12 protein-coding genes are annotated in these 14,676 nt (G+C 62.3%); 3 read left to right on the top strand and 9 right to left on the bottom strand.

Annotated elements, in window-relative coordinates:
- Positions 1–36 precede the first annotated feature (36 nt).
- Complete coding sequence (locus ACFQND_RS11795; protein WP_371438483.1) at positions 37–1,743, top strand: sensor domain-containing diguanylate cyclase; 1,707 nt, start codon at positions 37–39, stop codon at positions 1,741–1,743.
- A 76-nt stretch (positions 1,744–1,819) separates the two neighbouring features.
- On the opposite strand, the gene ACFQND_RS11790 is transcribed toward ACFQND_RS11795, so the two are convergent.
- The 8 genes from ACFQND_RS11790 to ACFQND_RS11755 all read right to left on the bottom strand — a co-directional run bounded on the left by ACFQND_RS11790 (position 1,820) and on the right by ACFQND_RS11755 (position 9,787).
- Complete coding sequence (locus ACFQND_RS11790; protein WP_371438484.1) at positions 1,820–2,836, bottom strand: ABC transporter substrate-binding protein; 1,017 nt, start codon at positions 2,834–2,836, stop codon at positions 1,820–1,822.
- Positions 2,837–2,956: 120 nt separating this feature from the next.
- A complete protein-coding gene (locus ACFQND_RS11785; protein ID WP_371438485.1) occupies positions 2,957–3,286 on the bottom strand; it encodes a 4Fe-4S dicluster domain-containing protein in 330 nt (109 codons plus the stop codon).
- A complete protein-coding gene (locus tag ACFQND_RS11780) occupies positions 3,283–4,929 on the bottom strand; it encodes an FAD-binding protein (protein WP_371438486.1) in 1,647 nt (548 codons plus the stop codon). The genes ACFQND_RS11785 and ACFQND_RS11780 overlap by 4 nt, the downstream gene beginning before the upstream one ends.
- Before the next feature lie 177 nt (positions 4,930–5,106).
- Entirely contained in the window at positions 5,107–6,093 is a 987-nt protein-coding gene (locus ACFQND_RS11775) for a Bug family tripartite tricarboxylate transporter substrate binding protein (protein ID WP_371438487.1), read from the bottom strand.
- 34 nt (positions 6,094–6,127) lie between these two features.
- Positions 6,128–7,768, bottom strand: a complete 1,641-nt coding sequence (locus tag ACFQND_RS11770; RefSeq protein ID WP_449301351.1) for an FAD-dependent oxidoreductase — start codon at positions 7,766–7,768, stop codon at positions 6,128–6,130.
- A gap of 81 nt (positions 7,769–7,849) precedes the next feature.
- A complete protein-coding gene (locus ACFQND_RS11765) occupies positions 7,850–8,404 on the bottom strand; it encodes a VOC family protein (RefSeq protein ID WP_371438489.1) in 555 nt (184 codons plus the stop codon).
- A gap of 40 nt (positions 8,405–8,444) precedes the next feature.
- Positions 8,445–8,801 carry an NIPSNAP family protein gene (locus ACFQND_RS11760; protein WP_371438490.1) on the bottom strand — a complete coding sequence of 119 codons (357 nt, stop codon included), beginning with the start codon at positions 8,799–8,801 and terminating at the stop codon, positions 8,445–8,447.
- A gap of 5 nt (positions 8,802–8,806) precedes the next feature.
- Positions 8,807–9,787: a fumarylacetoacetate hydrolase family protein gene (locus ACFQND_RS11755; RefSeq protein ID WP_371438491.1), complete on the bottom strand. Its 981-nt coding sequence runs from the start codon at positions 9,785–9,787 to the stop codon at positions 8,807–8,809.
- A 233-nt stretch (positions 9,788–10,020) separates the two neighbouring features.
- On the opposite strand from ACFQND_RS11755, the gene ACFQND_RS11750 reads away from it, so the two are divergent.
- On the top strand, positions 10,021–10,842 hold the full coding sequence (locus ACFQND_RS11750; RefSeq protein ID WP_371438492.1) for an IclR family transcriptional regulator: 822 nt from the start codon (positions 10,021–10,023) through the stop codon (positions 10,840–10,842).
- 23 nt (positions 10,843–10,865) lie between these two features.
- On the opposite strand, the gene ACFQND_RS11745 is transcribed toward ACFQND_RS11750, so the two are convergent.
- The gene (locus ACFQND_RS11745; RefSeq protein ID WP_371438493.1) at positions 10,866–13,229 is read right to left on the bottom strand and encodes an ATP-binding protein; all 2,364 of its coding nucleotides are present in this window, start codon (positions 13,227–13,229) and stop codon (positions 10,866–10,868) included.
- 206 nt (positions 13,230–13,435) lie between these two features.
- Here ACFQND_RS11745 and ACFQND_RS11740 point away from each other — a divergent pair, with 206 nt between their 5' ends.
- Positions 13,436–14,638: a threonine ammonia-lyase gene (locus ACFQND_RS11740; protein ID WP_371438494.1), complete on the top strand. Its 1,203-nt coding sequence runs from the start codon at positions 13,436–13,438 to the stop codon at positions 14,636–14,638.
- The last annotated feature ends 38 nt before the right edge of the window (positions 14,639–14,676 follow it).

Genomic DNA, 14,676 nt, shown 5'->3' with positions numbered 1-14,676 from the left:
AGCATCAGGGCCATCACGGTATCAACCGCTTCTTTTGTGCGGTGCGCGCTCGCCCTGTGTATCCTGCTGGCAGCCGTCGCCAGCCCGGCAGCCCAGCCGGCACCGCCCCTGGTGCTGAACAGCGATACCACACCGGTCTGGCTGGACCCTTCGCTGGAGTTCCTGCTGGACAGCACCGGCCAGCTCACGGTAGACCAGATTGCACTGACGCCCGCTGAGCGTTTTACCCCGGTTGTCCGCAGCAAGCTGCACCATATTGAAAGCGGTGCCCTGTGGCTGCGCTTTGATGCGGTCATCGTTAACACGGCCTACGACTGGCGCCTGACCCTGCCGCTGCCCGGCGTGGACGAGGTGAGCCTGTACTTCCGCAATCGGGCCGGCCAGTGGGTGCATCAGCAGGCCGGCGATACCGTGCGCATGGACGTCTGGCCGCTGCCGGGGCCCTACCCGGTGTTTTCGCTCAGCCACGAAATCGGCCAGACCGTGACCTACTACATGCAGACTCACCACGCGCGCGTGCCGTTCTCGGCGCTGCCTCGCGTGGTCAGCGATACCCAGTTGCTCACCAGCCGCCAGTCCGAGCACATGCTGCTGGGTATTTATTTCGGCCTGGCAGCGCTGGTGATTGTGCTGGCGCTGGCCAATGCCCTGGCTTACCGCGACTGGGGGTTTGGCAGCTATGCGGTGTACATGACGATGTTCGCCGGGACGCAAGGTGTTTTTTCCGGCGTGGCAGGAGTCTACTGGTGGCCGTCCTGGCCGGCACTGAACAACGTTGGCGTCTTTTTGCTGCCGGTGGCGGCGGCCGCAACAGCCATGTGGTTTGTGCGCACGGTCACCGCGCCGCGGCGCTTTTCACGCGCGCTGGACTGGTTCGTGCTGGCGCTGATGGGCCTGCTGCCGGCCGTCGGTCTGTTGGACGCGGCCTTCCCGACCCCGGAAAGTTTTGCCATGATCAACACGCTGATCAGCGCGGGCATGATTGTGTTGCTGATGGTGGTCGGGGTCTCGCTGGTCGAAGGCGACCGCCACGCCCGCTGGATTGCTGCAGGTTTTTTGCCCGTACTGCTGGCCACGCTGTTCCCGCTGCTGCGCAACCTGGGGCTTATTTCCTCGGGCTTTTTGACTGACTACGGCATGATGCTGGCCTCCGCCGTTGAAGCGCCCATACTGTTTTACGGCTTGCTGCGCCGGGTGGCACAGCGCCGCGAACCGACCACGCGGGCAAGCGCACTGCGCACCGTCGACCCGCTCACCGGCCTGCATTTGGCCCAGGTGCTGGTTGGCAAGCTGCGCCAGGCATTGGGCACGGCCGGGCGTTATCCCCAGCCCTTTGCGTTGCTGGTCATCAACTTCGTCAACCTTGCCGAACTGCAAAGCCGGCACGGACGCGAAACCGGCGACCGCGCCATGGTGATGACCGCCGCACGCATACGCGCCGCGGCGCGCACCTCGGACACCGTGGCACGGGTGGGCGACAGCCAGTTTGCCCTGTTGATGGAAGACCCGATCAACGCCACTGAAGCGAATGACGTTGCCACCAAAATCCTCGCCAGCGGCCTGCGTCCTTCGAACGAGCTGCCGGATGCCGAGCCGCTGCTGTTTCATATTGCCGTGGGCCATCTCGGTGAGCCCGCCGGCGTGGCGCCGGCAGAAGCAGCGGCCTGCCTGGCGCGCATGCTGCAGGCCGCGCGGGACATGAACGACGGCTCGCGCAAGGCCATCCGGCTTGTAAAACTCTAATTATTTGAATGAAATCAGGCTCTAGCCTCCGTCAATCAAGCGCAACCAGCTATCAAATAAGTAGCAACCTCAATCATCAAACCGCCCCGGCAATTTTCCACTGCGTCACATCGAAGTCACGCCGGATCAGGTTTTCCGCCAGCAAAAAGCGCTTGACCTCCTCAATCAGCCTGATCCCTTCCGCTGGGTAGGCCGTGTCGGGGAAATGCGAGAGCGGGTAGGAGTCCTTCACCGCCGCCACCGGGAAACCGCTGGCCTCGGCATGAAAGGCGTAATACGCTGCGCTGTCGCGGCGGATGTCCTGCAGCGCCGCAGTCCGTGCGCGGCCCCAGGCAACGGGCAGGCCGGGCGCCGCAGCCAGCAGTTTTGGCGAAGCGATGATGACCGAGGTGCCGCGCAGCGATGGGTGTTTTTCAGCCTCGTCAATCACCGGGTAGCCGCGCGCTTCAAGCACCGGCCCGGTATTGATGGGTGCGGCAAATGCGGCCACAGCACCACGCTCCAGCGCCGGCTCGCCGTCACGCGGCAGCATGTGCACCACCCTGACTGATTTCAAAATGCCGGCCTCCTTGAGCAGGCCCAGCACATAACGGTGCATATAGGAGCCCAGTGCCACGCCAACCACCTTGCCCTCCAGCTCCTTGACGGTTTTGACGCCGCCGCGCGGCGTGAGCAGCCAGACATTCATGCCGACGTTGTCAAAACCCAGCAAGCTGCCCTGGAAGCCCTGCGCACGCGCCACCACGGCCGGCGTATCGCCGTAAATGCCGACGTCGAGATGCCCGGCCACAAAAGCTTCGTTGAGGTCCGGCCCGTTGGGAAACACACGGGTCACGACATCCGTGAAACCCAGTGGCGCCAGCTCACGCTGCAACTGCCCCTGCTGCAGGGCCCAGCCCGTGGCGGAAGCCGGTTTTTTCCCGGGGCCTATAAACCCCAGCCGCAATGCGCTGCCGGACGCCGCCGTTTGCGCGCGGCTCACGCCGGGCAATGCGAGTGATGCGGCAGCCGCAAGGGCCGAGCCCAGCAGACGGCGGCGTTGTGATGAATGGGAAGTTACGGTCAGACGTTTGGTGAAATTCTGGTCAGGCATGAGAGTAGTGAAATGTTTATTACTTTTCTACATCATTCGTGAACGCGAAGGCGAAGCGACGACAGTACAGACGTACGGCTAGCGAAGCCGACAAAGTGCACGGATGATTTAGAAATGGAATTAGTGGGCTCGTTTTAAAAGTTCGTAACTGGCATCTGCGCCGGCCGTGGGCTTGCGGCCTTTGCCCCAGCCTATGGCGCTGCGGTAGCTGCCCATCAGGGCCTGCGTGCCGTCCGCGTGTTCATCGACCACGGCGGCATGGTCGGCAATAGGCGCGACGTAAAGCGCGTCTTCCGGGCAGTACAGCTCGCACATGAAACAAGTCTGGCAATCGGCCTGGCGCGCAATCACAGGCGGCTTGCCCGGCACCATGTCAAACACATTGGTCGGGCAGGCGTGCACGCAGATGTTGCAGGCGGTGCAGCGTTCGGCGCTGACGATTTCAATCATGCAGTGGCCTCCACCGGGTTTGCATGCACAGACGGTGCAGCGTTGACGCCGTGCCTGCGTACCCAGACCTCATCCAGCCCGCCGCTGACCAGCCGGTGCTGCTGCGCCGGGTCAATCGCGGCATGCTCCTTGCGGCGGTGCATGCCGCGCGTTTCAGTGCGCTGCAAAGCGCTGCGGTACATCCAGCGCGAGGTCGCCAGCATGGCGGCGGCTTCGCGCGCACGCACGGCCTCCTGCGCATTGGCCGCGGGTGCACCACTGCGCAGGCGCGCCCACAGAGCGTCAAGCCGCTGCAGGGAATCTTCCAGTACATCGCCGCGTCTGTACCAATTGCGCTCGTACGGAAACACCTCGGCCTGCACGGCGCGTATCACTTCGGCGCTGTCGGGCGCATGGCTGCCCCGGCCTTGCAAAGTGACGCCGCCGGCACGCAAGGCAAGGCGTGCTGTGTTGCTGCGCACGCTGCGGCCAAACTCCGCCGCGCCCGCACCGGCCCAGAAACCCGACGACAGCGCCCAGGCCGCGTTGTGGCTGCCGCCGCCGGTAAAACCGCCGCAGATCAGCTCGCGTGTGGCCGCGTCGCCGGCAGCATAAAGGCCCGGCACAGAAGTGCCGCAGTCCTCGCTCACCACATGCAACCCACCCGTGCCTCGCACCGTGCCTTCCAGCCTCAGGGTCACCGGGAAGTGCTGCGTGAAGGGGTTGATGCCCTGGCGGTCAAACGAAACAAAGAAGTTGGGCTGGGCCGTACGCATCCAGGCCTTGATGTCGTCGTCGGCACGGTCCAGGCAGGCAAACACCGGCTGGGTTTGCAGGGTCTGGGCAATCACGCTGCGGCCGCGTGACGAACCCGCGCCTTCAATCGGCGAGCCATCCTTGTAATAAAAGGTCGCCCAGTTGTAAAACAGCGATTTGGTGACCGACGAGAACGCCGGGCCCAGGCCATAGGCATTGGAAAACTCCATGCCCGACAGCTCCGCACCCACCTCGGCCGCCATCAGATGGCCGTCACCGGTCAACACATTGCAGCCCAGCGCCCGGCTTAAAAAAGCGCAGCCCCCCGTGGCGATCACCACCGCACCGGCGCGTGCAACCCAGGTGTCGCCGCTCTGGCGATTGACGCCAGTAGCACCACACACCACGCCGTGCTCATCCACCAGCAGCTCAAGCGCCGGGCTGTGGTCAATGATGCGCGCGCCTGCAGCTTTGACCTGCTTGCGCATCAGCCGCATGTATTCAGGTCCTTGCAGCGAGGTACGGCGCAGTTGCCCGTCGGCATCCACCGGGAAGGGGTAGCCCCATTCGGTAAGTTTGTCGACGTTGGCCCAGGTCTGCGCCAGCACACGGTCCATCCACGCATGCTCGGCCAATTGCCCGCCCATGGCGAATCGGCTGGCCTTGGCGGTTTCACGCGCATCACCGACCGGCGAGACGTGCCACAGGCCGGTGCCCGAGGGCGCGGTGGCGCCCGATGTACCGCAGTAGCCCTTGTCGGCCAGCAAAACTTTTGCGCCTGTCGCAGCCGCACTGATCGCAGCCCAGGCGCCGGCCGGCCCGCCGCCAATCACCAGCACATCGACATCATGTCGCACTGATCCGGCAGCGCTGGACAGCGCTTGTGTATCAAAATCCCTTGTTCCCATCGTTCACACTCCTTGATTCAACCGCCGGATGCATCGAGAGGTCGAAGCGCGCAGCGGAGGGCCAGTTTAGGAAGCGATCACATAAATGGGAACGAATGGATTTCTATATCCTTAGTGCTTATTTGTAGGTTGGAGAAACGAAACGCCTGATTCAGATCGAGCCAAGGCGCCAGGGTATCAGGGCGCCGGTTTGATATTGGCGCTCTTGACAACGCTGCGCCAGCGCTGGGTTTCGCTTGCGATGAAATCCGAAAACTCCCTGCCGGTCAGCATGGCGCCCTCACCGCCGACCGCAATGACACCGCTCCTGAACGCCGGGCTGTTGCCGATGGCGGTCAGTTCCTTCTCCAGGCGCTGGATGATGGCCGGCGGCGTGCCGGAACGAACCAGGATGCCGAACCAGCCACCGACCACAAAGTCCGGAATTCCAGCCTCCGCCATGGTGGGCACTTCAGGCAACAGGGGCGAGCGCTTCTCGCTGGTGACCGCCAGGGCCCGGACCTGGCCGTCCTTGATGCGAGGTGCAATCCCGGCAACGGCTGCCGGCATGATCTCGATCTGTCCCCCCAGCAAATCAATGATGGCCGGGCTGCCTCCTTTATAGGGCACGTGCACGATGTCCAGGTCAAAGCGGGACTTCAACAGCTCCCCGACCAGGTGCACATTGGTTCCGCTTCCCGGAGAGCCAAAATGCAAGGCGCCGGGCCGGGCTTTGGCGAGGGCGATCAGGCCCTTCATGTCTTTCGCCGGCACGCGGGAATTGACCACAAACACCGAAGGTATCTTGGTAACAAGGGCTACCGGGCTGAAGTCGGTGGCGGCATTGAACGGCAGCTTGGCCGTCATGTGTTCGGCTATGCCGAAAATCTCCGCTGTGCCCATGAACAGGGTGTAGCCATCTGCCGGCGCCTGCGCCGCTGCCGAGGCACCGATGAGGCCGCCGGCACCGCCCCGGTTGTCGACAATGACGGACTGCCCGAGGCGCTCTCCAAGGTGATGGGCCACCAGCCGGCCCACGATGTCCGTGCTTCCCCCTGCGGGAAAAGGCACGATCAGGCGAATCGGCTTGTTCGGATAGTCCTGGGCCAGCGCGCCGCCCAGGCCCGCAGTGCATACCAGGAACAAGGCCAACAGGGCACGGGAAAATTGATTCTGACGGTACATGCTGAGTCTCCGGATGAGGTGTCAATGTCAGGCGTCAACCAGCCTTGTGGCCAGCGGGGGCTACGCCTCGCACGGTGTCGATGATTTGCTGCGGGTTCTCCGGCATGGCATCGCCGCGCCAGGCGCAATGCCCATCAGGACGCACCAGCACCAGCGCCCGCTCATACAGCCCGGCGATGGCGGGAGAGGAAATATCCACCACCGTCAATGGCATGCCACAGGCACTGGCGGCGGCAGAAAAAGCACTGGTGTCCGGCGGGGTGGCGCCCAGCCTCAGCAACACAAAACCACGGCCAAACAGGTCCAGCGTCGAACGTCCGTCGGCGAGCCAGGCGTGCGGTGCGCGATGCCCCGGCCTTGTGGTCGGCACATAAAACCGCGGGCTGTCCGCATCGGCAGTGCTGCCATCGGGCACGCAGATGGGTGAATTTTCATAGCGGTAACCCAGGTGTATACCCAGCGTTTCCCATTCGGTATGGGTTGCCAGTGCGATCGCGTCACCAACCTCGCTGCGCAGGGCTTCGCCTTGTGCAGAAGACTCTTCAATCACCGCACAGTCCTTGACGGACTTCAATGCGAAATAGTTGTGCGCGGAAGCATTGACGTTGCGCACCCCGATCGGCAGGCGCTCGGCCGAGTAGCTGTCCAACAAGGCCGGCCCGCCCCAGCCCTTGAGCATGGCTTCGAGCTTCCAGCCCAGGTCAACGGCGTCGCCCATGCCGGTGTTCATGCCAAAGCCGCCGGTCGGCGACATGGTGTGAGCCGAGTCGCCGGCGAGGAACACCCGCCCTTCGCCATAACGTTTGGCCGTCAGCTGGCTGCGACGCCACGGCAGGGCGGACAGCACTTCAAAAGGTACATCGTCGCGACCTATGCCGCGGCGAACCCATTGATCCGCGTCGCGGCAAACCTGCTCGACCTGCTCGGCATTGCTGACCACCGTCAGGCGCCAGAGCTCCCGCCCGTCCATGGCACTGATATTGCCCCAGAAGCCCTTTGGCCCGAAAAAGAGATAACGCTCAGCCTCACCCTTGTCATGACTGGCCAGCAAGGCGGAAGACCGGAAAAATATGGCCGCGGAATGATCCAGCGTTGGAGTGCCTTCCATCCCGATGTCCAGCTGGTTGCGCACCGTGCTTCCGGCACCGTCACACCCCACCATGTATTGCGCGATGACAGTTTCCTGCCTGCCGGTTTCCAGATCGGTAATTTCCGTGATGACCCTGTCGCCTTCCTGGCGAAAACTGTCCACGCGGGTGCGGTAACGCAGGTCCACGCTGTCGTATTCCTTGACACATTGGGACAGCAGCGGGTCAAACCAGAGTTGTGGGCAGCGCCACTTCTTCTCCGGGCTCTCTGCCGGTGCGGCATCCTCTTCCAGGCTGGGATAGGGATGGCGCGCCAGGAAATGGCCGGCGATGTTGGTACAGAACACCATGTTCAAACCATAGTCGCGGCGAAACGGCGTTTGCCGGATGCGTTCTGCGATGCCCCAACGGCGGCAGATTTCCATGGTGCGCAGACCGATGGCGCCGAGTTTTGGTGTCTTGATCGTGCCGTCACGCTGCTCCAGCAACATGCACGGGATACCGCGCCACGACAACTCCAGGGCCAGACCCAGACCCACAGGCCCGGCGCCGACGATCAGCACCGGGGTTTCAACTTTCTTGCTCACTGAATCCATTGCTCTGCTTTCATTTGATTTCGTTTTGACTGCAGGCCCGCACAAACACGAGGCGCGCCGCACTACCGTGGCTCAAGCCTGCTTTTCACGGGCATAACCCGATTGCGAGCCGTACAGCTTGTCGCGCTGCGACCAGTCATGCGTCTGCTCCCACAACGCCAGCACCTCGGGTGCCTCCTCTTCAAAATCCCGCAGGCGCTGCGGCGGGCAGGTTCTTGCGGTCAGCTCCAGCCGGTGGCCCGACGGATCGAAAAAGTAGATGGACAGGATGAAGTCGTCATGATTAGTGGGGCCAACCACCTTGACGCCTTTGGATTCAAGGTCGGCCTTGGCCTGCAGCACGGCATCTACGTTTTCCACCTCGAATGCAAAATGCTGGATCCAGTCCGGCGACTCCAGGTCCTTCATGTTGCCGGGGTCCTTGGGACATTCAAAAAAGGCGATGGCGCTGCCATCGTCCATTTCCAGGAAGATGTGCACGTGGGGGCTGTACTTGCCGGTGGACGGCACATGGTCCTCGCCCATGGCGTGGGAAAACTTCAGCCCCAGCACTTCGGTATAAAAATTCACGGTCTCGCGCGCATCCTTGCAGCGGAATGCTGCGTGATGCAGTTTTTTGCACAACATGATGGGTCTCCTTTTTTTTAAACAGCTTGAATGGATTTCGCTACTGCGAAACAGGTGTCTCGTCGACTGCGCAGGGGTTCTGCCACTGCGGCTTGAAGAAGGTCGTGGGCTTGAGGATTTTCGACTCCTGGCTGACCAGCAAGGGGAGCATCCGGCGCACATACGCCTGCCACTGGGGATTTGCCAGAAGTTGCGTGCGGCGTTGCTCCCGCTCGGCCAGATCCGTATAGGCCCAAAGATGCACGATCTGGTTGAGTGTCCCGAATTCGACGGTGTAATAACCCACCATGCGGCCCAGGATCCGGCATTGCACCGCCAGCCCTTCAGCCTCATAAAGGGCCAGGTAGTCGCGCCACTTTCCTGGCTGCGTGGTGTAGGTTCTTTGTTCAACCAGCATGGTGTTCAGGCCGCTTCTATGCTTTGTTCAATGGCGCCAAAAATCGACTGCCCCCTGGCATCAAACATCTCGATGCGGACCACATCGCCAAAACGGAAAAACGGCGTCTGCGCCTTGCCATATGCCAGTTCCTCATGAATGCGGGCTTCGGCAATGCAGCCGAAACCCGAACGCTCATCCTGGTTGGACACCGAACCAGCCCCGATGATGGTTCCGGCGCCCAGGCTACGCGTGCGCGCCGCATGCGCAATCAGGTCGGGGTAGGTAAAAAACATGTCCACACCTGCATTCGGCTGCCCCATGCGCCGGCCATTGACTTCTGAAATCAGGGGCAAGCTCAGCTTGAAACCATCCCAAGCCTCACCCAGCTCGTCTGGCGTCACGGCAACCGGCGAGAAGCTGCTGGTCGGCTTGGCCTGCATAAAACCAAAGCCCTTGGGCAACTCGGTTTTGGTCAAGGCACGCAGGGTGTAGTCATTGAGCAGCATCACCAGCTTGATGTGCTTGCGCGCCTGCTCAGCGTTCGTGCCCATGGGGACGTCATCCAGCACCACCGCCACTTCGGCTTCATAGTCGGCATCAAACTCTTCACCCGGCAGGCGCATCGGCTCCCTGGGGCCGCAGTAACGATCCGACAGGCCCTGGTACATCAGGGGTTCGGTCTTGTAGTTGTTCGGCATCGCGGCACCGCGCGCCTTGCGGGCTTTTTCCATGTGGTGCAGGTAGACCGATCCGTCCAGGAACTGGTAGCCGCGCGGAAACGGGCTGGCCAGGTCCTCCACCTTGAGCGCAAAGGCATCGCCGCACTGACCGGCCTGCAACTTCCGATAGACATCCTGCAGGCGGGGCTCGGCCAGGCTCCACTGGTCCATCGCCTGTTGCAAGGTATGTGCGATCTCCGGAACCGCCACCGCCTGGCTGAGTTCACGGTTTACTACGACCAGGCGGCCATCCCGGCCGCCGCTTTGAAGACTGGCGAGTTTCATTCTTTGATTTCCTACAGGTTTTGTGTGGGCCACCCGACGCTTTTTCCTGCACCGGATGCAGCAGCGGCCAATGATGCGGTTGCCACCTGCGGTTCATCTACATTTGTCCATTCAATGGACATCAAATTGCACAGGACGAGCAAGCGTCCACGCAAAGCGACGGTCTAATAGCAGTGACTTCACAAAGATCCTGTGCAGTTTTTATTTGTCCATTTGATAAACAAGGTGACATGATGAAAGAAGCAGCCGGAGAAATGAAAGGCACGCTCAGGCGGGCCTTTTCAGTGATGCGCTACCTGGCCACGGCCGGCAGCCGGGGCGCAGCCCTGACCGACATTGCCAAGTACGTTGGCCTGCCCCATCCGACCGTGCACCGGCTGCTGCACCAGCTCATTGAGGAGCGCATGGTCCGGCAACTCGAATCCGAAAAGCGCTACACCTTGGGGTCACTGACTTTTGAGCTGGGGCTCTCCGCGGCACAGCAGTTCGATATCCGCGGACTCTGCCGTCCTGTGCTGGAGCGCCTGGCGCTGGAAGCGGGCGACACGGCGTACCTGGTGATTCGCAGCGGCGACGAAGCGGTATGCATAGACCGGCAGGAAGGCCCCTCACCGATCCGGGTGATGACCCTGCAGGTTGGCAGCCGCCGGCCCCTGGGCGTAGGCGCGGGCGGCCTGGCGATTCTCGCGGCCCTGCCCACCCCTGAGCAGCAAGCCGTTCTTGACACGGTTGATGCCCAGATAGCCGGCGTCTGGGGCCTGCCACGCGACTTCCTGCAAAGCTCCATTCATGATGCCAACCGCCAGGGTTATGCGCTGATCCGCAATCGCGTGACGCCCGGGGTTAGCGCCATCGGCATGCATTTTTCGGATTCCATGGGGCGCCCCTTCGCCGCATTGAGTGTGGCGGCCATCAACAGCCGGCTGACCTCAAGCAGGATCAAGACAGTCTCGGCCTTGCTGACGCGCGGCGTGAGCAACATCCGCCAGGCACTGCGCACAACCAACGGCCGGTGGACTGCGCCACAGCCAGGGCCGGCGACTTCAATGGACTGAAGGAGGCACCGGCGCGCAGGCACTCAGTGCATGAACCCCATACTGCGCGCCTCGCGCACTTCGGGCTTGATGCGGTGCTCGGCTTCAAGCTGGCTCATGAACTCATCGGGCGTGAATGTCGCCGCGAGGATGTCGGTCTGGCGCTTAACGGCTGCGAAGTCGCCTGGACAGATTTGGGCCAGTCGCGCCAGCCGGGCTCGCAGGTCTGCTGTCAATAGCGCAGCATCACCGGCCAATGCTTCTGTCACAAACATCGTTTCACGCTGCGTTGCCGTCAGCGGCTTGAACTTGATCTTGAAGGTAAAACGCCGCAGTGCCGCCTGGTCCAGGCTCTCCAGCAGGTTGGTGGTGCAGATGAAGATGCCGTTGTAGCGCTCCATGCCCTGCAACATCTCGTTGACTTCGGTAACTTCATAAGTGCGCTGCGCGCCGCGCCTGTCCTGCAAAAAGCTGTCGGCCTCGTCCAGCAGCAGCACCGCCTTTTCGGTCTCTGCCTCCCTGAACATGGCAGCCATGTTCTGCTCGGTCTCGCCTACATATTTGCTCATCAGGTCGCTGGCCTGCTTGATGATGAGCGGCTGGTCCAGCGCCCTGGCGATGTGCTCACCCAGGGCGGTTTTCCCGGTGCCGGGTGCGCCGTAAAAACACAGGCTGCCGTGGCCGCGGCTCTTGAGCGCCTCGACAATGCGCGGCACCTCGAAACGCGATTCGACATTGAGCATGGCCAGGTCGTAAGTCGTCACACTGCGCCGGCCTATCGCCTGCTCCTTGTTGCCCAATGCCACATCGGCATTTTTAAGCTGCCGCTCTATCAGCGACTCCATCAGCGCCGGCCGGCCGCCTGCCAAAACTGCCTGCATGCCTGCAGCGTCCACCTCGGCATCCATTTTTTCCTCGGGCGCGCTGGCCAGGCGCGCAAAGCGCACCGCCGTGCGTATCTGCGCCGGCGTCAGCCCCTTGCGCGCCGTGAGTTTGGCGACAAAGGCATCATTGACCTGCACGCCTTCCAGCGTCTTGCGCACCACCACTTCACGCGCACCGGGCGGCGGTGAGCGTAACTCCAGGTGGTAGGCAAACCGCCTGCGAAAAGCCGGGTCGATCTGCTCGATGCGATTGGTGACCCAGAGCGTGGGCACCGTGTTGGATTCCAGTATCTGGTTGACCCAGGCCTTGCCATTGACGGAGCCGTTCACGGGCGAAGGCAACTGTTCCGAGCGCGCCATCAGTTGCGCGGCCTCGTTCGAGATAGGCGGAAAGACGTCTTCCACCTCGTCAAACAGCAGCGCCGAATGCGTGCTGCCCTTCAGGAAAACCTGCGCGATCTGCAGGGAGCGGTAACGGTCGCGCCCGCTCAGCGAATTGCCGTCGCGGTCGGCGTATTCGACTTCAAACAAATCCAGCCCGGCGGCGTGCGCCACAACCTTGGCGAGCTCCGTCTTGCCGGTGCCGGGCGGCCCGTAAAGCAGCACGTTCACGCCCTGCTCCTTGCCGGCCACTGCATTGCGCAGCAGCGATACCAGCACGTCTGCATCTTCCTGGACAAAAGCAAAATCCGCGAGCTCCAGGCTGCTGGGCACTGCGGGCCGCGTGAACACGGCCATCAGCTCATTCTGGTCGCGGTACTCGCGCATCAGCACTGGCGGCAGTTTTTCACTGACCTTCATCAGGTCCGCCAGGTCGGTGATGTTGTGTTCGGAGATCAGGTTCTCTACCATGCCTATGCGCTCAAGCCGCGACCCGGCCCGCAAGGCTTCGGCCACCTCGTGCGCCTTGACACCCGCCACGTCGGCAATCGCCGCATAGGCCTCGGGCGCATTGTTGACCTTGAACTCGACCAGCAGCGAGCGCAGGTCGCGCTGGTAACGTGCCAGCGTTCCGTAGAGCAACAGTGCACGCTCTGCCCGATTGAGCAATAGCAGGTTGGCCAGTGCATCGATGTTTTTTTCGACCAGCGTGGACTGCTTTTTGAGTGCCTGCGTCAGCCATTCACCCGTGGCCGCCAGCACGGACAGCAAATCCTTGGGCTGGTCCTTGGCATGCTCATCGAGGTAGAAAAAGAGCGTGCCCTCTTCATAGGGACCGCGCCAGGTGCCGTGGCGCACGAGGAATTCGGCGTCGCTCAGGGTTTCATGGCCAAGCCAGAACTCGTTGTCCTTGCAGCGGCGCCCCAGGAACTCGCGCAGGCGCTGAATGGCGGGGAGCGGCCAGACCAGGTGCCGGCCGGAGAGCGACAGCAGGCTGTTGAGGTCACGCCGCACATTGAATTTGGCGCCCTGGCGCGCGGCCAGCGTCAGCACGAAGTGTGAGCACATCAGGTCCAGCACCGGCGCCTGCTTCAGGCCGGGGGACAGCAGCCATTGCTGCTCGCTCATGGAACGTTTGCTCATTAACAAACTCCCGGTTTGTAAAGAACTTTGCCGAACTCCCTCCGACAAGACCTCACCATAACGCAGCTTCGCGCATCATGGAAGACGCGTCCGGGCAACGAACGTGTGGAATTCGCCACACACCGCCTTGCTGCGTCCCATAATCCATCAAATCAGCGGCAACCGGCCCCACAGCGCAAGTGACCCGTCGGTTACAAAGGACTTTTATGCTCACCCTGACCGATATCGAAAACGCCGCCTTGCGCCTGCAGGGCCACCTGCTGGATACGCCCTGTGTAGAGTCGCGCACACTGTCACAAATTACCGGCGCGCAGGTTTTCCTGAAGTTTGAAAACCTGCAGTACACCGCCTCCTTCAAGGAGCGTGGCGCCTGCAACAAGCTGGCGCAGCTTTCAGACGCCGAGCGGCGGCGCGGCGTGATCGCCATGAGCGCCGGCAATCACGCCCAGGGCGTGGCTTACCACGCGCAACGCCTGGGTGTACGCGCCGTGATCGTGATGCCGCGTTTCACGCCCGGTGTAAAGATCGAACGCACACGTGGCTTTGGCGCCGAGGTGGTGCTGCACGGCGACAGCCTGGAAGAATCCCGGGCCCACGCGCTGCTGCTCGCGGAAGAACAGGGCCTGGTGTTTGTACACCCCTACGATGACGAAGCCATCATTGCAGGCCAGGGCACCGTCGGGCTGGAGATGCTGCACGCCCTGCCGGAGCTCGACACGCTGGTGGTCGCGGTGGGCGGCGGCGGCCTGATCGCAGGCATGGCTACGGCAGCCAAAGCTATCACCCCCGGCATTGAAATCATTGGCGTGCAGACCTCACGCTTTCCGGCCATGGTCAATGCCATCAAGGGCACGCATCACCCGCAAGGCAGCAGCACGATTGCCGAGGGCATTGCTGTGGGAACACCCGGCGAGATTACACGCGAGATCATCGCCCGGCTGGTGGATGACATGGTGCTGGTTGAGGAAGGCGACATAGAGCAGGCCATGGTGATGCTGCTGGAGATTGAAAAAACACTGGTCGAAGGCGCAGGCGCGGCGGGCCTGGCGGCGCTGCTCAAGTACCCGGCGCGTTTTGCCGGGAAAAAAGTCGGGCTGGTGCTGTGCGGTGGCAATATCGACCCGATGCTGCTGGCCGCCATCATTGAGCGCGGCATGGTGCGTGCCGGCCGGCTGGCCCGCATCAGGGTCAGCGTGCGCGACGTGCCCGGCTCACTGGCCAAGATCACCGCGACCGTGGCCGACGCCGGCGCCAATATTGACGAGGTGCATCACCAGCGTGCGTTCACCATGCTGTCGGCGCAGAACGTGGAAATCGAGCTGGTGATTCAGACGCGCGGGCGATCACATATTGAACAGGTGCTGGCCGTGCTGAATGCTGCGGGGTTTGAGGCTTCAGAGCAGCACTAAAAACCGGAAGGTGACGCAGCCGAAGGGATGCCTTCGCA

The organism is Polaromonas aquatica, assembly GCF_042659145.1.
Taxonomy (GTDB): domain Bacteria; phylum Pseudomonadota; class Gammaproteobacteria; order Burkholderiales; family Burkholderiaceae_C; genus Polaromonas; species Polaromonas aquatica.
Note: the sequence above shows the minus strand (reverse complement) of the source record. Positions and strands in the feature narration are given on the sequence as shown.